15 protein-coding genes are annotated in these 19,914 nt (G+C 75.6%); 8 read left to right on the forward strand and 7 right to left on the reverse strand.

Translation table 11 applies throughout. The features are described 5' to 3' along the window. Position 1 precedes the first annotated feature (1 nt). The 5 genes from ACGF7U_RS26420 to ACGF7U_RS26440 all read left to right on the forward strand — a co-directional run bounded on the left by ACGF7U_RS26420 (position 2) and on the right by ACGF7U_RS26440 (position 7,446). Positions 2-871, forward strand: a complete 870-nt coding sequence (locus ACGF7U_RS26420) for a hypothetical protein (RefSeq protein ID WP_393111066.1) — start codon at positions 2-4, stop codon at positions 869-871. Then, positions 868-3,045, forward strand: coding sequence for a tetratricopeptide repeat protein (locus ACGF7U_RS26425; RefSeq protein ID WP_393111068.1), 2,178 nt, complete (start codon positions 868-870; stop codon positions 3,043-3,045). The genes ACGF7U_RS26420 and ACGF7U_RS26425 overlap by 4 nt, the downstream gene beginning before the upstream one ends. A gap of 35 nt (positions 3,046-3,080) precedes the next feature. Continuing rightward, positions 3,081-4,532 (forward strand): VWA domain-containing protein, encoded by a 1,452-nt coding sequence (locus tag ACGF7U_RS26430; RefSeq protein WP_393111070.1) that lies wholly within the window; start codon positions 3,081-3,083, stop codon positions 4,530-4,532. A gap of 6 nt (positions 4,533-4,538) precedes the next feature. Continuing rightward, complete coding sequence (locus ACGF7U_RS26435) at positions 4,539-6,269, forward strand: hypothetical protein (RefSeq protein WP_393111072.1); 1,731 nt, start codon at positions 4,539-4,541, stop codon at positions 6,267-6,269. A gap of 226 nt (positions 6,270-6,495) precedes the next feature. Further along, positions 6,496-7,446: a DUF6528 family protein gene (locus ACGF7U_RS26440; protein WP_393111074.1), complete on the forward strand. Its 951-nt coding sequence runs from the start codon at positions 6,496-6,498 to the stop codon at positions 7,444-7,446. Positions 7,447-7,658: 212 nt separating this feature from the next. Here ACGF7U_RS26440 and ACGF7U_RS26445 read toward each other — a convergent pair whose 3' ends face one another. The 5 genes from ACGF7U_RS26445 to ACGF7U_RS26465 all read right to left on the reverse strand — a co-directional run bounded on the left by ACGF7U_RS26445 (position 7,659) and on the right by ACGF7U_RS26465 (position 11,186). Then, on the reverse strand, positions 7,659-8,039 hold the full coding sequence (locus ACGF7U_RS26445; protein WP_393111076.1) for a VOC family protein: 381 nt from the start codon (positions 8,037-8,039) through the stop codon (positions 7,659-7,661). 21 nt (positions 8,040-8,060) lie between these two features. Next, complete coding sequence (locus ACGF7U_RS26450; protein ID WP_393111078.1) at positions 8,061-8,306, reverse strand: DUF5988 family protein; 246 nt, start codon at positions 8,304-8,306, stop codon at positions 8,061-8,063. 258 nt (positions 8,307-8,564) lie between these two features. Then, positions 8,565-9,302, reverse strand: coding sequence for an ABC transporter permease (locus ACGF7U_RS26455; RefSeq protein ID WP_393111080.1), 738 nt, complete (start codon positions 9,300-9,302; stop codon positions 8,565-8,567). Then, complete coding sequence (locus ACGF7U_RS26460; protein WP_393111082.1) at positions 9,299-10,234, reverse strand: ATP-binding cassette domain-containing protein; 936 nt, start codon at positions 10,232-10,234, stop codon at positions 9,299-9,301. The genes ACGF7U_RS26455 and ACGF7U_RS26460 overlap by 4 nt, the downstream gene beginning before the upstream one ends. A 277-nt stretch (positions 10,235-10,511) precedes the next feature. Beyond that, entirely contained in the window at positions 10,512-11,186 is a 675-nt protein-coding gene (locus tag ACGF7U_RS26465; protein ID WP_393111084.1) for an HAD-IA family hydrolase, read from the reverse strand. A gap of 234 nt (positions 11,187-11,420) precedes the next feature. Between ACGF7U_RS26465 and ACGF7U_RS26470 the strand changes: the two genes are divergently transcribed. After that, complete coding sequence (locus ACGF7U_RS26470) at positions 11,421-12,830, forward strand: acyl-CoA synthetase (RefSeq protein WP_393111086.1); 1,410 nt, start codon at positions 11,421-11,423, stop codon at positions 12,828-12,830. A gap of 42 nt (positions 12,831-12,872) precedes the next feature. Here the strand turns inward: ACGF7U_RS26470 and ACGF7U_RS26475 are convergent, their stop codons facing one another. Continuing rightward, on the reverse strand, positions 12,873-13,535 hold the full coding sequence (locus tag ACGF7U_RS26475) for a 4'-phosphopantetheinyl transferase (RefSeq protein WP_393111088.1): 663 nt from the start codon (positions 13,533-13,535) through the stop codon (positions 12,873-12,875). Positions 13,536-13,705: 170 nt separating this feature from the next. Here ACGF7U_RS26475 and ACGF7U_RS26480 point away from each other — a divergent pair, with 170 nt between their 5' ends. Continuing rightward, complete coding sequence (locus tag ACGF7U_RS26480; RefSeq protein ID WP_393111090.1) at positions 13,706-14,167, forward strand: cold-shock protein; 462 nt, start codon at positions 13,706-13,708, stop codon at positions 14,165-14,167. A 45-nt stretch (positions 14,168-14,212) separates the two neighbouring features. Here ACGF7U_RS26480 and ACGF7U_RS26485 read toward each other — a convergent pair whose 3' ends face one another. Then, positions 14,213-15,592, reverse strand: a complete 1,380-nt coding sequence (locus ACGF7U_RS26485) for an AMP-binding protein (protein WP_393111092.1) — start codon at positions 15,590-15,592, stop codon at positions 14,213-14,215. A gap of 1,408 nt (positions 15,593-17,000) precedes the next feature. On the opposite strand from ACGF7U_RS26485, the gene ACGF7U_RS26490 reads away from it, so the two are divergent. Then, positions 17,001-19,853, forward strand: coding sequence for an AAA family ATPase (locus tag ACGF7U_RS26490; RefSeq protein WP_393111094.1), 2,853 nt, complete (start codon positions 17,001-17,003; stop codon positions 19,851-19,853). Positions 19,854-19,914 lie beyond the last annotated feature (61 nt).

Consider the following 19,914-nt stretch of genomic DNA (forward strand, 5'->3'; position numbering starts at 1 on the left):
GATGTCTCTCCGGGAACGCCTCGACGCCACCCTGGCCGCGCACGCCTGGGTGTGCGAGAGCCTGCTCGACGTGCAGCAACTGGTCACCGACGCCTTCCGGCAGCCGACGGGCCCCGCCGCGGCGCCCGCGCGGGAGGCCCGGGACCTGCTGCACCGGCTCGGCTGCCTGTCGCTCGCCCTCGACCGCCTGGTCGACGACCTCGACGGGGTCGACCGGTCCACGCCCGCCGGCGAGGAGGCGCTGGCCCGGCTGCTGGCGGGCCCGTGCCAGGTCCGGTTCACCGCGGCGACCGGCGAGCCGGTCCGGGTGGAGGCGATGACCGTCGAGCAGGTGGTGGCGGCGGCCCGCGAGCACGTGGCCGGGATCCGCCGGATCGTCGACGCGTACGGCCGGGACCGGCTGGCGGTCCGGGCGCAGCGGCTGCGCTCCTCGCTGGAGCGGCTCCGGCGGCTCGCGGCGGAGGCCGCCGCCGAGGGCCTGGGCGACGGGGCCGACCCCGTGGCCGGGCTCGCGGTCGACGGGCTGCTGGAGCGGGTCGGCGCGGCCGGGCAGGCGGGCCGCGGCCGGTGGCTGCGGGGCGACGTCGGGCCGGACGCCGACGACGGGTCGCTCGGGGAGGCCGTCGACCGGGCGGTCGAGCTGACCGACGCCGCGCGGCGCCGGCTGCGCCGCCGGTGCCACCTGGAGTTGACCGGGCGGCTGGAGGCGTACCGGCAGAAGGCCGCCGACGTGGGCCGGGCCGAGCACCCCGACGTCGAGCGGACCTACCTCGACGCCCGGGCCGCGTTGCGCCCCGACGTCTTCGTCGTGACCGGCGCCAGCCGGGCGGTCCGGGCCTACCAGCAGGCCGTGAACGGGGGTACGCCATGACGCCGGCCAACCGCGGCTGCGCGGAGCGCAACTGTCCCGGCAGCGTCGACCAGGACGGGTTCTGCCGGCTGTGGGGGCACGAGTGCGCCGGGGCCGGCGCGCCGACGGCCGGCGGGGGCGGTGCCGCGGGACCGGGCCGCGATCCGGACCTCGACCGCCGTCCGCCGCGGACGGCGTCCCGGCCGTGGGAGCAGCCGGCCGTGCTGCGGACCGCCCGTCCGCACGATCCGCTGTCGGCGGTGGTGTCGCAGGCCGTCGTGCCCGAACACTCCCGCTACTGCCCGAAGACGACCTGCCGGCGCCGGCTGCCGCGGGTGGCCGGGTACTGCCCGGACTGCGGCACCCGGTACTCCTTCACCCCGCCCCTGGCCAACGGCGACCTGCGCGCCGGGCGCTACCGGATCGAGGGCTGCCTGGGCAACGGCGGGGTGGGCTGGGTGTTCCTCGCCCGGGACGAGAACATGGACGGCGCGTGGCGGGTGCTGAAGGGGCAGCGCAATCCGGAGGACCGGGAGGCCGCCGCCGCGTTCGTCGCCGAGCGGCAGGCGTTGATCGCGCTGAACCACCCGCGCATCGTCACGATCACCGACGCGCTGCGGCCGGAGTCCGACCGGGACGCCGGCTATCTGGTGATGGAGTACGTCAACGGGGGCACCCTGGAAGAGGCGCGCAGCACGGCCGGGCCGGGCGGTGGCTCCTGCGCGGTCGACGTGGCGCAGGCGCTCGGGTACGGCGTGCAGATCCTCGACGCCTTCGAGTACCTGCACGACCAGGGCTGGCTGTACTGCGACCTGAAGCCCGAGAACGTGATGCGGGTCGGCGGCCAGGGCGCCAACGACCCGATCAAGCTGGTCGACTTCGGCGCCGCCCGCCGGATCGACAACACGGTGAGCCCGGCCTGGGGCACCGCGGGCTTCACCGCCCCGGAGGTGGAGCGCCTCGGGCCGGCGGGCCCGAGCGTGCCCGCGGACATCTACACCGTCGGCCGGACCCTCGCCGCGCTGACCCTGGTGCCCCGCTCCATCGAGGTGACCCGGATCCCGGCGGGACAGGACGTGCTGCGGCTACCCGTGCCGGCGCGGCTCGACCCGTTCCTGCGGTTGCTGGCCCGCGCCACCGCCGCCGATCCGGACGACCGGTTCGGCTCCGCGGCCGAGATGCGCGAGCAGCTGCGGGGCGTACGCCGGCAGGTCGCCTCGGCCTCCGACGGCGTGCCCCGGCCGACCCGGTCGACCCTGTTCAGCCCCTCCGCCTGCGCGTTCGGGCTGCACACCGACGGCGCGGCCCTCGACGTCGTGGAGATCATGCTGGGCCTGCCCGCGCCCCTGGTCGACGGCGCCGACCCGGCCGCCGGGTTCCTCGCCTCGCTCGGCCCGGCCGACCCGGCCGAGCTCATCGAGCAGCTGCGGACCGCACCCGAGCAGACGGCGCAGGTCACCTACCGTGCCGTCCGGGCCCACCTCGCGGCCGGCCGGGTGGACGAGGCGGGGCCGCTGCTCGCCGGCTTCCCCGAGGAGCTGCGGGACTGGTCGCTGTGGTGGCACCGGGGCCTGGTCGCCCTGGTGGGCCGCGACTTCGCCACCGCGCGCCGCCGGTTCGAGCAGGTCTACGGGTGGCTCCCCGGCGAGGTCTCCACCCGGCTCGCGTACGCGGTCGCCTGCGAACTGGACGGCGACGCACGCACGGCCGCGGACCACTACCGGGGGGTGTGGGACGCCGATCCGGGCGTGGTGGCCGCCGCCTTCGGGCTGGCCCGCTGCCTGCTGGCGACGGCCGACGCGCGCAGCGCCGCGGACGCCCTGCTGAAGGTGCCGGAGTCCTCCCGGGCCTCGACGGTGGCGGTGACGTGCGCGGTGCGTATCCTGCTCGACGCGCCGGGCGACGAGCAGCGGCTCGACGCGGCGCTCGACGCGGCCGGGATGGTCGACAAGCTGCCCCCGTTCGACGAGCGGGAGCAGGTCGAGGCGCACATCCTGCGGATCGCGCTGGACTGCGACCTGGCCGCCGGGCGCCACCCCGGCCGGCGGCTGTTCGGCCACCCGCTCGACGAGGACGCCCTGCGCCGCGCGTTCGAGCGCCGGTGCCGCTCCCGCGCCCGGCGCACCGCCGACCGGCGCGAACGGATCGCGCTCGTCGACCTTGCCAACGCCTACCGGCCGGTGACGTGGTGGTGAGCCCGGCCGCCGGCCCCGACGGAAAGAGGTCGCCCGTGCCCCCCGCCAACGGTCTGCCGCTGCGCCTCAGCGTGCACCACACCGAGTACGTGCCCGCCGACGGGGCGGTCCTCGACGTGGTCGCCACCATCCGGGGCGAGGAGCCGGCCGACGGGGACGTCCGCCACGACGGCCTCGCCGAGGTGATCCTGCTCGACTCCTCGGGCTCGATGGGGGCGCCCCAGGCCAAGATGCGGGCCGCCCGGCAGGCCACCGCCGCGGCGATCGACGCCCTGCCCGACGGCGTCGCGTTCGCGGTGGTGGCCGGCACCGCCATCGCCACGATGGTCTACCCGGGCGACCGGCGGCTGGCGGTCGCCGACGAGACCACCCGCGCCGCCGCCCGCAACGCGCTGCGGCACGTGGCCCCGCACGGCGGCACCGCCATCGGCACCTGGCTGCTGCTCGCCCGCCAACTGCTCGCGACGCGGCCCGACGCGATCGGGCACGTCATCCTGCTCACCGACGGCCGCAACGAGTCCCAGCGCCCCGCCGACCTGCGGGCGGCGGTGGACGACTGCGTGGGCCGCTTCACCGTGGACTGCCGCGCCATCGGCTCCGCCGACGGCGTGCACGACTGGGACGCGGCGGAGCTGCTGGGCATCGCGGAGGCGTTGGGGGCCAACCCCGTCGTGCCGGTGGAGGACCTCACGGGGCTCGCCGACGAGTTCCGGGCGGTGCTGACCCGGGCGATGTCCCGCCGGGTCGCCGACGTCCGGCTGCGGGTCCGCACCACCGGGCTGGCCCGGGTCCGCTTCGTCAAGCAGGTGCATCCGGCGATCGCCGACCTGACCGGGCGCGGCACGCCGGCCGGCGAGCTGGCCACGGAGTACCCGGTCGGCGCGTGGAGCCCGCACGACCAGCGGGACTACCACGTCGCCCTGGAGGTCGACGCGATGGCGCCGGGGGCGCGACGGCGGGTCGGTTGGTTGAGCGTCCACGCCGACGCGGACGGCGAGCCGGTCGAGACGCCGGTCACCGTGGAGTGGACCGAGGACGCCCTGCGGTACTCGGAGATCAACGAGAGCGTCGCGCACTACACCCGCCAGCAGGAGTACGCGGCGGCGGTCCAGCGCGGGCTGGCGGCCGCCCGGGCGGGCCGGGTCGCGGAGGCGGAGGAGCACCTCGGGCGCGCGGTGGCGCTCGCCCACGCCGCGGGCCGCGACGACGACGTCGTCCTGCTCGCCCGCGTGGTGGACGTGCTGGACGCGGCCGGCGGCAGGGTCCGCCTCAAGCCCGACGTGGACGCCCGGTTGACCCAGTCCTCCCTGGTCGTGTCCCACCACACCTCGCGCTGGGGGCCGCAGGAGCCGCCGGCGCAGCGGGCCGCGCCGGCCGGCCCGCCCGCGCCGTGGCAGCACTGCGGCGAGGCGCAGACCGGCGCGTACTGCCAGGGGTGCGGGGCGCACCACCTGTCGCCGGACCGGCCCGCCGCCGGCCGGCCCTGACCGCCGATGGACCTGGAGCTCTCCAACCAGGTCGCCGGCGTCGTCAGCGGCGCGCTGGCGCTGGCCGGCGCGGTCGTCGCCGTCCACCGCCACCGCCGGGACCGGGACCGGCGCGGCTGGTGGTCGGCGCTGCACCCGGTCTGGCGGCGGGAGGCGGACGCCGGCATCGTCCACCCGCACCGTTTCGGCGGGTACGTGAAGCCGCTGTCCGAGGTGTACGTGCCCCGCCGGGTGGTGCCGCGGCTCAACGCGGCCGGCGACGGCGTCGACGTGGCGGACCTGCTCACCGGCGCCGGCAACGTGCTGCTGATCGGGGAGCCGGGCAGCGGCAAGACGGCGCTCATCCGCTACGAGAGCGCCCGGTCGGCGCAGCGCTGGCTCGCCGGGCGCGGCCGGCGACGCCGGTGCCCGCCCGGGCCGGTGCTGGTGAGCCTGCCGGCCGCCGCCCTGGTGCACCAGCCGCTGCCCGCCGCGCTCGCCGAGGCGTACCCGCGCGAGGGCGCCCCGCTCGACGTCGAGCAGCCGCCCGCCCCCGGGCGGCAGTGGCTGGTCTGCGTCGACGGGGTCGACGCCGTCGCCGACCCGGACGAGCGGGCCGTCGTCCTCAACCGCCTCGCCACGCTGGCGCGCTCCCCCGGCCCGGCCGCCGCGCCGAGGCCGTGGCGCGTCCTGGTGACCACGCGGCACCTGGCCGAGGACGAGCTGGCCGTGCTGAGCGCCGGCTATCCGGCGTACCACCTCGCGCACTTCACCGACGCCGACGTCGCGCTGCTGGCCGCCCGGTGGTTCCCGGACGACGCGACCGCCCGCCGGTTCCTGGACTGGACGCACGCCCAACGCATCACCGGGCCGGTGCACAACCCGCTCACCGCCACTGTCGCCGTGCTCGTCTGGGAGGGCGGGCAGGCGGGAGCGGCCCCGCCGCCCGGCCCGGCGGCCCTGCTCGACGAGTTCGTCCGCGCCCTGCTGCGCGGTGGCCGGGAAAGCCTGGACGCCGCCTGCGAGGCGCTGCTGCGCTGCCCGCCCGAGGGCGAGTCGATCGCCGCCTGGCTGGCCGCCCGGCACACCGAACTCGTCGAGGTGGCGGCGACGGCCGCCGTCGCCGGGAATGATCCGGTGGCGGCGGTCGTCGACTGGTCGGCCGCCCACGCGCCGGCTCCCCCGGCCCGGGCGCTGCCCGGCTGGCCCACGCACGTGCGGCGGATCCTGCTGGCCACCGACCTCTTCCGGGCCGACCGGCGCACCCTGGTCTCGGTCTGGCCCAGCCTGGTGGAGTACCTCGCGGCGGGGCCGCTCGCCCGCGACTGGCGGCCGGACGAATGGGTGACGCTGATGAACACCCGCTCGACGCGGTTCGTCGCGCTGCAGGCGATCAGCCGGGCCGCCGTCGCGCCGGCCTTCCTGCGGGACCGCCTGGCGGAGCCGGCGGGCGCGATCGCGGCCGGTCACCTGCTCGCCGGCCACGCCGGGACCGGCGGGGCCGGCGAGGCCGACGCACCGTCGTTCCGGGCGGACGTGCTCGCCGCGCTGCTGGCGCACTGGGCGGGCGGCGCGGGCGGCCCCGCCGGCCGGGACGCCGCGCGGGAGTGCTTCGCCCTGCTGATGACGCTGGCCGCCGACCGGGCCCACCGGGACCTGCTGCACGACCTCGCCGCGGATCCGCGGCGGCCGGGCGACGTCCGTCGGGCCGCGGCGCTCTTCTTCGCCGTACGCAGGCGCGACGCCCGCCGCCCCTGACCGCGACGCCCTGCGCCCCTGCGCACGACGCCCTCCGCCTGCGCGCGTTGCCCCCCGCCCCTGCACGCGTTGCCCCCCGCCGCTGGGCGCGTTGCCCTCCGCCCCTGCACGCGTTGCCCTCCGCCCCTGCACGCGTTGCCCTCCGCCGCTGGGCGAAAGGGCATCCCAATGTGGACGGTCACTGGCAGGATGGGTCACTCGACATGACCACGGGAGGATGTTGAGGATGCAGCGACGCACGATTCTTCGCGGGCTGGCGGCCGGGGCGGTCGCCGCGCCGGCCGCGGCCCTGCTGGGCCAGGCCCCCGCGCAGGCGGCGACCAGCTACTACGTGGCCACCACGGAGCAGGTCCGGAACAAGGTGCTGGTGTTCCACAAGAACAAGAGCTGGACGGACGCCAACGTGCACTGGAGCTTCAGCCCCGGTGGCGGCGCGTGGGCCAACCTGTCGGACGTGAAGATCCGCTCGACGCAGGCGCAGGGCTGGATCGCGCTCGTGGTCGCCTCGGGCGGCCGGGCGGGCATCGTCGACATCGACAGCGAGAAGCACACCGAGCTGAACGACCTGGCCTGGAGCGCGACCCCGGGCGGCAACCCGCACGCGATCGAGCGCATCCCCGGCAACGGTTCGGTCGTGGTGGCCAGTTCGCACGGCTACCTCACGCTGTACGCGCCGACGAGCGTCGGCAACCTCGGGTCGCTGGCGAAGGTGCAGACCGTCAGCCTGCCCGGTGCACACGGCGTGCTCTGGGACCCGACGTTCAAGATCCTCTGGGCGATCGGCAAGGGCAAGCTCGTCCACTACGCGGTCGAGGGCTCGTACCGCAACACCCGGTTGCGGTACTACGGCGGATCGGTGAGCCTCGGCAGCAGCAACCTCGGGCACGACCTCCAGCCCGACTACGGCAACGCGTACAAGCTGGTGTGCACCGCGACCGACGGCGTCTACGAGATCAACACCGCCGGCGGCTCGTTCACCAAGCGGAAGATCTCCAGCGAGACCCGGGTGAAGTCGTACGTGCGGCACTCCTCCGGGGAGGTCGTGTCCGTACGCGCCGACAACACCGGCGCGCGCACCTGGGGCAGCCCGACGGTGCGCTTCTCCCAGTCGCCGGACCGGACCCGCTCGGGCGCCGAGTTCTACAAGGCCCGCATCTGGACGCCGGGCTTCCAGTGACCGGAGGGGCCGGAGACCGCCGGCCCCCGGGAGGCGGTCCGGTGCCCGGCGGCGGGCGGACCCGCCACCGCGTCGCCGGGGCCCTCGGGACCGCCCCGGCCGCGCGCGGCGCACCCGGCGGCGATGCCCGGTAGGCGCAGCACGACGAGGGCCCGCGCTCGGACGGGTGCGGGCCCTCGTCGCCGCCGACGGACGGCGGGCGCGGGGCTCGCCTAGGCCGGCCGCTGCGGACCGACGACGGTCCAGCAGAGGCCGGCGGGATCGCGCAACATCGGCTGGCGCGACGGGCCGGCGGCCGGCTCGACGCGGGCGCCGGCGGCCAGCGCGCGCCGCAGCACCGCCTCGGGGTCGGTCCGCTCGATGGTCAACACGTCGTCCCGGCCCTCGGCCGCGGCCGGCGACCCCGCCTCCCACCACTCGCTGACCGTCACCCGGTGGCCGCCGACGGCGAGTTCCGCGTGCAGGACGCGGCCGTCGGGCAGGCACTCGCGCTCAAGCGCGACGGCGTCGAAGACGTCCGTGTAGAAGGCGATCGCCTCGGCCGTGTCACTGACCGTGAGGTGGAGCCCCGGCCGTTGGCTCTGTGCGCTCATGAGACTGGTGCCGCCCTTCCGCTACTCGGCGATCCGGGTACGACCGGTCCAGCGGAAGACCACGGGCACGTCGGCCGCCTCCGGGGCCGCGCCCCGTTCGAAGTGCTCGTACCCCCCGTAGTGCCGAACCTTGATCTTCTCCTCCGCCCGCGCCACCCGGTGACTGCGCAGGTCGGCCGGCAGGTCGGCCGGGCCGCCCTCGAGAACGACATCGATGATGCCGGCGGCGTCCCGAACCACCGGGTCAGCTTGCGAAAAGTCCTTCATGGCACGACCTCCGTCGCATTCCGCACACCTCGGACGGGTCCCACCGCTGCGCGGCGGACGCGTCCACACAGGCCTGACGACACCCGTTGCCGGGGTGAACGGACGCCTCGGGTCGAACGCCCTTGTTCCGGTGACCGACCGCCCGTTCCGCCCCGAACGTAATCCAGGTCACATCGGCCGAACACCCTTAGCGGACCCCTAGGACCGGCCCTGGGCAGCGACGATGCCCCCACCGACCGCGCCGGGCCACCGGTGGGCTCACTCCCAGCGGAAGAACCGGGTGGCCGCCACGGAGCCGAGCACGGCGGTCACGGCCAGGGCGAGCAACTGCGGCCACTCCGGGCTGGCGCCCGCCCACGCCGCCCCGAGCGTGTCCACGGTGGCGCCCAGCGGCGAGTAGTCGCCGATGGCGGCCAGCACGGCCGGCATCCGGTCGCGGGGCAGCCAGGCGCCGGCCAGGAAGAGCAGCGGGAAGAACAGCGCGGGGCCGATGGACTGCGCCGCCCGGGCGGACGGCGCCAGCGCCGCGATCAGCAGCCCGACGGCGAAGAGGCAGGCGACCCCGAGCAGGAACGCCAGCACGAACCCGGGGACGTTGGCCGGCGCCGGCTGGTCCAGCAGGAACCGGACGGCGATCGCGGTGACGACCGCGCCGAGGACGCCCATGACGAGGTTGACCACGACCTGGGCCACCAGCAGCAGACCGGGCTGCACCGGGGTGGTCGCCAGGCGACGCAGGACCCGGCGTTCGCGGTAGATGCCGAGCGCCATCGGCAGGGTGAAGAGCGCGAGCATCCCGATCGTCAGGGCCAGCGCGAGGGAGGGCAGGAAGGTCTGCTCGGCGTGCTGTCCGGTGTCGGCGGCCGTGCCGGCGCGCTGCGGCAGGCCGAAGACGAGCATCAGGCCGATCGGCAGGGCGAAGACGAAGAACAGCGACACCGGCTCCCGGAGGAACAGCTTCGTCTCGACGGCGATCAGCTTGGTCAGGGCGCTCACGATGACCTCTCGTCGGTCGGGGTGGCGGTCCGGCCCGCACGGCCGGTGAGGGACACGAACGCGTCGTCGAGGCTGGGCTGCTCCACCCGGAGCCCGGTGTAGCGGATCCCGCTCCCGTTGAGCGCGGACAGGACCGACTGGAGCACATCCGTCGTGCCGGTCACCGTCACCTCCTCCCCGGCGCGGGACACCCCCGTCACGTCGGGCAGCGCGAGCAGCAGCGCGTCCTCCAGCGGCCCGGCGGGACGGAAGTGCACCCGGTGCTCGGTGCCGACCCGGGTGAGCAGGCCGGACGGGCTGTCGATGGCCACCACGCGCCCCTGGTCGATGATGGCGAGCCGGTCGCAGAGGCGTTCCGCCTCCTCCATGAAGTGGGTGACCAGCACGACGGTGACGCCCCGGTCGCGGATCCGCTCGACCAGGTCCCAGGTGTCCCGGCGGCCCTGTGGGTCGAGCCCGGTGGTCAGCTCGTCGAGGATGGCGACCTCGGGCCGCCCGACGAGGGCCAGCGCCACCGACAGCCGCTGCTTCTGGCCGCCGGAGAGCCTCTGGAAGTAGGTGTTGCGCTGCTCGGCCAGGCCGAGGTCGGTCAGCAGCTCGTCGATGTCGGCCCGGTTGCGGTAGAAGGACCGGTACAGGTCCAGCGCCTCCCACACCCGCACCTTGTCGGGCAGTTGGCTCTCCTGGAGCTGGGCGCCGACGCGCTGTCGCACCTCGGCGCGGTCGCGGATCGGGTCGAGCCCGAGCACCCGGACGGTGCCGCCGTCGGGCCGCCGCAGCCCCTGCACGCACTCCACGGTGGTGGTCTTGCCCGCACCGTTGGGGCCGAGGACCCCGAAGATCTCGCCCTGCTCGACGGTGAAGGAGACGTCCGCGACCGCGACCTTCTCCCCGTACCGTTTCTGCAGATGATCGACTTCGATGACCGGCATGGGCGTGGTCCTCCTTCGCGTGCGGGCGGCCGTCGGAGAGGGCGGGACCCCTGGGCTGATCGCGGCGCCGGCGTGCGGTGGCGTGCCGGCGCCGGCACGCTGCGAGGCCGGCCGACGCCCGACATCATCCGGCCAACCGAGGTACGAATCAACTGATCAGTTGACGAATCGGGGGTATCGAACGGGACAGGTCGCGGGACAGGGGTGTGGACCGGTGGCCGGGCCCGGCGACAGGGGTGTCGGCCGGTCACCGCGTGTGTCCGTCGATGCGTGCGGGTCAGCCGGGGGCCGGGCAGAGCGGCAGCAGCTCGTCCAGCCGGGTCAGCACGACGTCCGGGCCGGCGGCGCGCAGGGCCTCCTCGTCCGACTCGCCCCACAGGGCGGCCACCGCGACCACCCCGGCGGCCCGCGCGCTGACCAGGTCGCTCGGCGCGTCGCCGACCATGAGCGCCTCCGCCGGCCGGGCCCCGAGCAGCCGCAGCGCCCGCCGCACGATGTCCGGCGCGGGCTTCGGCCGGGGCACCTCGTCCGAGCCCACCACGTGGTCGACGAGCGGCAGCAGGTCGAGCCGGCCGAGCAGGTCCCGCGCCCGCACGCCGCTGCGGCCGGTCGCCACGGCCAGCCCGATCCCCCGCCGGCGCAGCGTGCCGAGCAGCTCCGGCGCCCCGTCGACCGGGGTGACCCGGTGCGCGAGGCGGTTGCTCTCCCGGACGAACGGCCCCGCCAGCGCGGCCGGCAGGCCCATCAGCTCCAGCACCTCCGGCAGGTACCGGCCCGGATGGCGGCAGTACTCCTCCACCGGGGCGACACCGTCGCCCACCACCTCGGCGTACGCGAGGGCGAACGCCTCCCTGGCCACGGCGAGACTGTCGACGAGCACCCCGTCGAGGTCGAGCACCACGGCGCGGACGCTCCCCGGCACCGGCGTCCGGCCCCTCGCCTCCCCGACCACCGACGCCACCTCCCGCCCACGCAGACCCGATCCGCGCCGGCCGGTAGGGGTGGCCGGCCGGGGGACGCCCCGACTACGGTCAGGATCGTCGTTTCCGGCCCGCCGGCCGGGCGCGCGCCGCCGCGGTCCGTCGGCGCCCCACCGACCCTACCGGCGTCCCGGGCGTCCGGTCCGGAGCCGGTCGCGTCCGGCCGGGTCCGCCCCGGGTCCGAGCCGCTGGAGGAGGGTCGCACCATGCCGCTGCTGAGCTGGCTCTCGGGGAGCGCCGACGAGCGTCCGGACGCGGTCCGCGTCGACGGCCGCGCGGTGTCCTGGGTGGAGCTGCGCCGCCTGGCCGCGGCCGTGGCGGACGAGCTGCGTGGCGTCGACCGGGTGGCCGTCGAGGCCACCGCGACCCTGGAGACGGTGGTCGGGGTCGTCGGCGCGCTGACCGCCGGCGCGGCGGTCGTGCCCGTGCCGCCGGACGCCGGGCCGATGGAGCGCGACCACATCCTGCGCGACTCGGGGGTGACCGCGCTGCTGGTCCCGGCCGGCGCGGAACGGCCGGCCGACGACGGCGGCCGGGCCACCGTCCCGATCGACCTGGCCCGGCGTTCGGACGGCACGCACCCCGAGCCGGACCCGGCCCGCACCGCCCTGATCCTCTACACGAGCGGCACCACCGGCGCGCCGAAGGGCGCGGTGATCTCCCGAGGCGCGGTCGCCGCCTGCCTGGACGGCCTGGCGGACGCCTGGGCCTGGACGCCGGACGACCTGCTGGTGCACGGCCTGCCGCTGTTCCACGTGCACGGGCTGGTGCTCGGCGTGCTCGGTCCGCTGCGGCTCGGCAGCCGGTTGCACCACGTCGGCCGGCCACGGCCGGAGCGGTACGCGGCCGCCGCCGGCTCGATGTACTTCGGCGTGCCCACGGTGTGGTCCCGGATCGCCGCCGATCCCGACGCGGCCCGGGCGCTGCGCCCGGCGCGACTGCTCGTGTCGGGCAGCGCGGCGCTGCCGGCGGCGGTCTTCGCGGACCTCGCCGCGCTCACCGGCCACCGGGTCGTGGAGCGGTACGGGATGACCGAGACCCTGATCACGGTGAGCGCCCGGGCGGACGGCCCGCGCCGGCCGGGCACGGTCGGGCTGCCGCTGCCCGGCGTACGGACGCGGCTGGTCGACGAGCACGGCGCGGCCCTGCCGGCCGACGGGGCCGCGATGGGCGAGCTCCAGGTCAGCGGCCCCACCCTGTTCGACGGTTACCTCAACCGGCCGGACGCCGACGCGGCGAGCCGCACCCCGGACGGCTGGTTCCGCACGGGTGACGTCGCCACAGTCGACCCGGACGGCTGGCACCGGATCGTCGGCCGGGCGTCCACCGACCTGATCAAGAGCGGCGGCTACCGGATCGGCGCGGGCGAGGTGGAGGACGCGCTGCTGGCGCACCCGGGCGTCCGAGAGGCCGCCGTGGTGGGGATCCCGCACCCCGACCTGGGCCAGCAGGTCACCGCGTACGTGGTGGGCGACGGGGTGGACGGGCCGGAGCTGGTCGACTTCGTGGCCCGGCACCTGTCGGCGCACAAGCGGCCGCGCGAGGTGCGCCTGGTCGACGCGCTGCCCCGCAACGCCCTCGGCAAGGTGCAGAAGAACCGCCTGCTCACGGACTGACCGTCCGGTGTGGTGAGCCGGGCCGGGCCCGTGGCACGGTGGTCAGTCGCCGACCGCGGGGATGCTAATCGCGGTGACCACCAAACCCCGGCCGACCAGGAACCTGCCGACGAAGGCGGTCACCGGCGTCCCGCCGAGCACCGGGCCGGGCACCAGCAGGTGGGCGGTGAACGTCCCGGCCGGATCGACCACGATGTCCGCCTCGGCGAAGTCCAACCATCGGCCGGTGAGCGGGAACCATGCCTTGTACACCGACTCCTTGGCGCTGAACAGCAGGCGGTCCCAGCACACGGAGGGACGGGCGGCGCCCAGCGCGGCGGTGCGGACCCGCTCGGCCGGCAGGGCGATCGCGTCGAGCACCCCGTCGGGCAGCGGCGCGTGCGGCTCGGCGTCCACCCCGAGGGTCGCGAACGCCGCCGTACGAGCGAGGACGGCCGCCCGGTAGCCCTCGCAGTGCGTCATGCTGCCGACCACGCCGTCCGGCCAGACCGGGGCGCCCCGCGCGCCGGAGAGGATCGGCACCGGGGCGAGGCCCAGCTCGCCGAGGGCCCGGCGGGCGCAGTGCCGGACGGTGGTGAACTCCCGGCGGCGCTTCTCCACGGACGCGGCGACCAGCGCCTGCTCCTCGGGGAAGAGGGTCAGGCCGGCGGGGTCGGTGAAGGACTCGGCCACCGCGACGCCGGAGGGCAGGATCTGCTCGATCACGTCCGCCGATGCTAGGCGCTGGGCCGACCCTCCCGGTCCCGGCGCCCGCCGTACGGTGCACCATAGGGGTCGGGTACGGGTGCCGGGCCGCGCGGGCGGCTGCCAGTCTGGGGGCTGCCCAGGCCCACGGGCGGGGCACGCGGATTGGTCGGATGGATGCGGGAAGAGCGATGCTCACTGGCAAGGTGGTGCGGTTCGACGAGGTGCGGGGCTACGGGTTCATCGCCCCGGACGACGGCAGCGACGACGTGTTCGTGCACGCGAACATGCTGGACGGCGACAAGTGGGCGCTGACGCCCGGCGTCCCGGTGGAGTACGACGCGGTCGAGACCGACCGCGGCCCGAAGGCCGTGCTGGTACGCGTGGTCGGCGCCGCCGTGGGGGCGGAGCGGAACGGGACGGCTCGGGCCGGTGCCGCGGCCCTCGGCGGGCGGGCTCGGGAGAGCGGGCAGGCGGCGGGCGGCGCGGAGGACGAGGAGGGCCTGTGCGACGTGCTCTCCGAGCGGGCGTTCTACGCGGAGACCACCGAGGCGCTGGTGACCTCCGTGCCGGACCTGACCGGGGCGCAGATCGTGGCGGTGCGCGCCCGGATGCTGGCGCTGGCCCGGCGGCACGGCTGGGTGGAGGGCTGACCGCCGGCCGCCCCGGAGCGGATCGGCCGGCTCCGACCGCCGGGCTCAGCCGACGGCGGCCAGCAGGGACTTCCTGATCCGACCCAGCGCGGTGCGGGGCAACTCGTCGACGAAGTGCACCCGCCGGGGGCGGTGTGCCGCCGAGAGGTGCCGCCCGACGTGGTCGATGAGCACCTGCGCGGTCAGTTCCTCGGCGGCGACGACGTACGCGGTGACCTGTTCACCGAGCGTGGGGTGCGGTGTGCCGACCACGGCGGCGTCCCGGACGCCGGGATGGCTCAGCAGCGCCTCCTCGACCTGGCCGGCGTGCACCCGCCGGCCCCGGCACTGCACCACGTCGAGCCCCCGGCGCCCGATGATCCGGTGTGACCCGTCGGCGGCCACGGTGGCCAGGTCACCGGTGGCGTGCCACCGACCGGCCCCGCCCTTCCCGCCGCCGACGTAGCCGCTGAACAGCGTCGGCCCGCAGACGCTCAGCTCACCGACCGATTCCCCGTCGGCCGGCACCGGCCGGGCCTCGCCGTCCAGCACCCGGGTCTCCACGCCGGGCAGCGGGGTGCCGACGGCGCCGGCGGCCGGCGGGTCGCCGGCCCGGCCGGTCACCGCGATGAGGGTCTCGGTCGTGCCGTACCCCTGGACCGGCGAGTGCGAGGTGAGCAGCCGGAGCCGCTCGGCCACGGCGGTGGCCAGCGGGGCGTCCGCGGAGATCAGGATCCGCGCCGCGGCCAACGACCGGGCCCACGGACCGTTGCGCGCGATCCGCCGCCACTGCGCGGGCAGCGCCAGGTACATGGTGCCGATCGGCCCGGCGGCGGCGTTCCGGTCGAGGTGGACGAAGCGGCTGCCCAGCCGCAGGGCTCCGAGCAGCCCGACGACCAGGCCGTACGCCCGGAACAGCGGCGCGCCCTGGACCACGACGTCCTCCCCGCTCCAGCGCCACGCGTCGGCCAGCAGGTCGATGTCGGCGGCGATGGCACGACGGGAGATGCGCACTCCGCGCGACGGCCCGGCGGCGCCTCCGGTGTGGAGGATGAGCGCGTCGGCGCCCGGCTTCGGCTCGGGGTGGTGCGTCGAGGAGCGCTGGCGCAGGTCGACCGGGACCGTGGGCAGCCGGTGCGTCTCGGGCCGGCCGCCACCGAGGAGCACGGTCGTCCCCGACTGCCGCAGGATCCGTCTCCGCTCGCACGCGTCGGCGCCGGGCGGCAGTGGCACGAGCGGAACGCCCGCGTGGAGGGCGCCGAGCATGCCCACCACCGTCTCCAGCGTCGGGGTGGCGTCGATCGCGACCACTCCCGCCCCCCGGATCCGGTCGGCGACCGCGGTGACGCAGCCGAGCAGGGCCTCACTGGAGAGCATGCCGCCGGCCACCCTGACCGCGTCGGCCCGGTCCGGGCCCGATCCCCGCAGCGCCGGCAGCAGCGTCATCTGCGTTATCCCCTGCCAGGGACGTGGACGAGTCGCGGCAACGGCTGGGACATCACGGCGGCCACAGGACCCTTCACATCATGGGGCTCGGGCAGCCCCATATCCGGCCATCCCGCCCATGAACGCGGGTGCCCCGAAATTAGGCTGCGGCCAGGTCCGGCACAACCCCTAGCCGGCCGGCCGGATCCCCTGCCCCGGGCGCGGCAGGCCAGGTAGGACGCGATGCCACCACAACCCCGGCGGCGGCTGACCTGACGGCCCGAATTTCCGCACGACACTGTGGAGAAACGGCGTCCGGCCGCGCGGTCGCGAACAATCGTTTCGAGCTGGCGGCGAATTTCCGACCGACCTCGGATTGATTGCAGGAATCAATATCGACCGACCGGGCCAACGCAATTATCGTCGACGGCGCCGCCCCGCCGGGCACTCACCCGGGGGCCACTGAGCGCATAATTCATCTTTGACGACATAGCTGTTCAATATTCCCAAACGTCCGAATCGGGGGCGTACGGACGGGTCATACCGGGAAGCGCCGTTCACTCCGCCCGGCACGACGGTGGAAGCGGGACACCGTCGCGCAGCGAACGCATTACGGCCGCAAACAGGAATCCCTCGTGAACAACCGGAAAGTGGCCCGAGACCCACGCCTTTGGGCGGGCCCGGCGAACTCCACGGTCCCGGCGGCCGGACCGATGGGCGCCGCCGGGCGGCGCGCGCGACACCGGAGGGGCGGACGAGACGCCCCCCGGCGCCGCCGCAGCCCCGGCACCGGGCTGAGCAGTACGTACGGGCCCGGCGACGACCCATGGACCGCGCCTTTCGGCGGAACCCCGGCAAGGTGGGATTCCCGGACCGGGCGACGGGACGGCCGGGTCGAGCCGGACCGACCCACGTCGCGCGCCCGCGGGCCCGGCAGGCGGTCGCGCACGGCGAAACAGGGCCCGGACCGCCGGCGGCCGACGGCGCACAAAAGGCGGCCAACGGGACCGCTGCGGCACTCGGTCACGTTGCGAGACGGATCGGCGACTTTCTGCTGTCAATCGTCCGTCGGACGCCGCGCACGCACGTGGCGGCACCAAAGCGGTGTTTGCCCATCCTTTACAAACCTCGGCTTGCCGCCCAATTGCCGAACTGCCATACTTCCCACCATCACAGCGGTCGATAGGGGGAGACCGGCCCGGATGGGCTGGGGAATTATCGCCGACGTCGGTGGGGCGCGCCACTCGCCAGCCAGCATGCGCCAAGTCGGTCGACGACGCTCCAGCCCTCCTTGATGATGGTCTATATTTACCAATATTGGAATGGGTAAAGAATTGCCGGTCTCCGATTTCGTCGAGCTCCAGGGCCGCGCAGGGCAGGCAGCGCGCCCGGTGACCGCGGGCCGCCCGCTCCCCCGGGGGCCGCGTCGATGGAGCTGACCGAGCGGTCGTGCCAGCTCGACCTGCTGGAGCGCCGGCTCGCGGAGCTGATCGCCACCGGCGGCACCCCCACGGGGCGAACGGTGACCGTGCTGACCGGACCGGTGGGCTCCGGCAAGACCGCGCTGGTGCAGACCTTCGCCCGCCGGGCCGGCGAGGCCGGCGCGCGCATCCTCGGCGCCAGCGCCTCCCGCGCCGAACGCACCGTCCCCCTGGAGGTCGTCCGCCAGCTCGTCCGGGCGGCCTCGTTGAGCCCGGACGACCGGGCACGCGTCGGACGGCTGCTGGACGCGGGCGCCCTCGCCTGGGCCGACGCCGACGACGCGGAGCACGAGGACACGGCCCGGACCACCGCCGCGATCGGCGGTGCCCTGCTCGAACTGACCACGCAGGGACCGCTGGTCATCGCGGTCGACGACGTCCACCACGCCGACGTGCCGTCGCTTCGGTGCCTCGACTACGTGGCCCGGCGGATCGCCGGACTACCCGTGCTGATCCTGCTGACCGAGGCGCCGAGGACGAGGCCGTGGCGCCCCGAGGTCTACGCCGAACTGCTGCAACCCGCGCGACTGCACCGCATCCGGCTCCCGCTGCTCACCACCGAGGGGACGTTCCAGCTGCTCGCCCACCGTCTCGGTGTCCCGGTCGCCCGGACCATCGCCGCGGAGAGCCACCGGATCACCGGCGGCAATCCGCTGCTGGTGCAGGCGCTCGCCGACGACCAGGCCGCCTCGGCCCGGCCCGCGGACCACCCGGTCACCGGAGAGTCGTTCCGCGAAGCCGTGCTGAGCTGCCTCTACCGCTGCGACCACCTGGTGCTCAACACCGCCCGGGTGCTCGCCGTGACCGGCGACCCCCTGCACGGCAACCTGCTGCACCACCTCGTCGACGTGCGGTCGCGGGCCGCGCTGGGCGCGATCGACGGCTCGACCAGCGCCGGCCTGATCGTCGAGGAAGGGTTGCGCCATCCGGCGGTGGGCCAGGCGGTGCTCGACGGCATGACCGCCGAGGAACGCGCCCGGCTGCACCTGGAGGCGGCCTGCCTGCTGCACGAAGACGGCGCGCCGCCGGCACGGATCGCCCCGCACCTGGTCAAGGTGGACGAGCTGGCCGAGCCCTGGATGGCGCAGATTCTGCTGGACGCCGGCGAGCAGGCGTTGCTCGACGGCGAGGTGGAGGCCGCCCTGCGGTATCTGCGCCGGGCGAACCGAGGGTCCGCCGGCGACTACCTGCGGGCGCTGATCCGCTCCGCGCTGGCCCGCGCCGAGTGGCGGCTCGACCCGCAGGCGGCGGTCCCCCACCTGATCGGCGTCGCCACCGCCGTGCGCGCCGGTCACCTCGGCAGCCAGCAGGCGGCGGGGCCGATCCAGTACCTGCTCTGGCACGGTGAGATCGACAAGGCCGTCGAGCTCGTCCAGCACCTCGGCCGGCGGGCCGACAGCGCGGATCCGCGGTCCGCCGCCGAACTGCTCGTCACCACCGGCTGGATGGCCACCCTCTATCCCGGGGTCATGGTCGACCGGCCCGCGCCGACCACCACCCTCCGGAACCCGCTCATCCTGGCCAAGGTCAAGCGGGGACTCGAGGGAGCCACCCTGATGTCCGCCGTGCTCGAACGCGGTGACGCCGCCTCGGTCGAGCAGGCCGAGCGGGCGCTGTCCACCGCTGGGCTGGACGACGAGCCCAGCATGTGGACCAGCGTCTGCGCCATCATCGCCATGATCTACGCCGATCGACTGGACCTGGCCGGTGGCTGGTGCGAGCGGCTGGCCCGCAACCCGGCCGCCCCGCACTATCCCAGCCCCTCGGCGACGCTCGCGGCCCTCCGGGCGTCCATCAGCGGCCGGCTCGGTGACCTGCCCAGGGCGGAGAAGCTGGCCGACGAGGCGCTGGGCCAGCTCTCGCTGAAGGGCTGGGGAGTGGTGATCGGGATGCCGCTCGCCGTCCGACTGCGGGCTCTCACCTTCATGAACGAGCTCGACGCGGCGGCGGCCTGCCTCCAGGTGCCGGTTCCGCCGGCGATGTTCGAGACCCCGGTCGGGCTGCACTACCTGCACGCCCGCGGGGTGCACGCGCTCGCCGCGGGAAGCCCCGAGGCCGCGCTGGCCGACTTCCAGCTCTGCGGGCAGCTGATGGCCTCCTGGCGGCTGGACTTCTCGGGTCTCGTCCCGTGGCGGACGGAGTCGGCGCGGGCGTTGCTGCGGATGGGCCGCCGCCAGCAGGCCAGGAAGCTGGTCCGGGAGGAGTTGGCCCGGTTGCGGCCCGTCCAGCTGCGATACCGGGCCGCCGCCCTGCGCGTGCTGGCCGCCGCCGAGGACGGGCCGGACCGGATCACCCACCTGCGCAGTGCCGTCCGGCTGCTGCGGCAGTGCGGTGACCGGATGGAGCTGGCGCACAACCTGACCGACCTCGGTCACGCGTACCAGCAGGCCGGTGACCGGCGGGAGGCCCGCGTCGCGGCACGGGCGGCCCGGGTCCTCGCCGAGGAGTGCGGCATCCCGCTGCTGCGGCCCACCACTCCGACCGCCGGGTCCGGCGCCGGATCCGCGGAGGAGCGCCTGGAGACGGCCGTCGTGGTCGACGGGCTCAACGACGCGGAGTCCCAGGTGGCCACCCTGGCCGCCCAGGGCCACACCAACCGGGAGATCGCCGAGAGGCTGTTCCTGACGGTCAGCGCGATCGAGCAGCGGCTGACCCGGATCTACCGGAAGCTGGACGTCAACTCGCGCAGCGAGCTGGCCGCCCGGCTGCGGCTGCACCGGCCCGGCGCGACCATGCTGGACCCCCCGGCGCTGGGTCCGGGCGACCCGGCACGCCGTCCCCCCGGCACCCGGTCCCGCTGACCTTCACCGGCCGCCCCGCCGGCCCCCGCTCCCACCGACCGTCGTCGGCAGCCCCGTCGGC

This window comes from Micromonospora sp. NPDC047670, from assembly GCF_043204915.1.
In the GTDB taxonomy this organism is placed as follows: domain Bacteria; phylum Actinomycetota; class Actinomycetes; order Mycobacteriales; family Micromonosporaceae; genus Micromonospora.

What these genes read in the sequence shown, in the direction of transcription:
- ACGF7U_RS26420 (WP_393111066.1), top strand. Translation starts at nt 2, where the DNA reads ATGTCTCTCCGGGAACGCCTCGACGCCACCCTGGCCGCGCACGCCTGG.
- ACGF7U_RS26425 (WP_393111068.1), top strand. Translation starts at nt 868, where the DNA reads ATGACGCCGGCCAACCGCGGCTGCGCGGAGCGCAACTGTCCCGGCAGC.
- ACGF7U_RS26435 (WP_393111072.1), top strand. Translation starts at nt 4,539, where the DNA reads ATGGACCTGGAGCTCTCCAACCAGGTCGCCGGCGTCGTCAGCGGCGCG.
- ACGF7U_RS26440 (WP_393111074.1), top strand. Translation starts at nt 6,496, where the DNA reads ATGCAGCGACGCACGATTCTTCGCGGGCTGGCGGCCGGGGCGGTCGCC.
- ACGF7U_RS26445 (WP_393111076.1), bottom strand. Translation starts at nt 8,039, where the DNA reads ATGAGCGCACAGAGCCAACGGCCGGGGCTCCACCTCACGGTCAGTGAC.
- ACGF7U_RS26450 (WP_393111078.1), bottom strand. Translation starts at nt 8,306, where the DNA reads ATGAAGGACTTTTCGCAAGCTGACCCGGTGGTTCGGGACGCCGCCGGC.
- ACGF7U_RS26460 (WP_393111082.1), bottom strand. Translation starts at nt 10,234, where the DNA reads ATGCCGGTCATCGAAGTCGATCATCTGCAGAAACGGTACGGGGAGAAG.
- ACGF7U_RS26470 (WP_393111086.1), top strand. Translation starts at nt 11,421, where the DNA reads ATGCCGCTGCTGAGCTGGCTCTCGGGGAGCGCCGACGAGCGTCCGGAC.
- ACGF7U_RS26480 (WP_393111090.1), top strand. Translation starts at nt 13,706, where the DNA reads ATGCTCACTGGCAAGGTGGTGCGGTTCGACGAGGTGCGGGGCTACGGG.
- ACGF7U_RS26485 (WP_393111092.1), bottom strand. Translation starts at nt 15,592, where the DNA reads ATGACGCTGCTGCCGGCGCTGCGGGGATCGGGCCCGGACCGGGCCGAC.
- ACGF7U_RS26490 (WP_393111094.1), top strand. Translation starts at nt 17,001, where the DNA reads ATGGAGCTGACCGAGCGGTCGTGCCAGCTCGACCTGCTGGAGCGCCGG.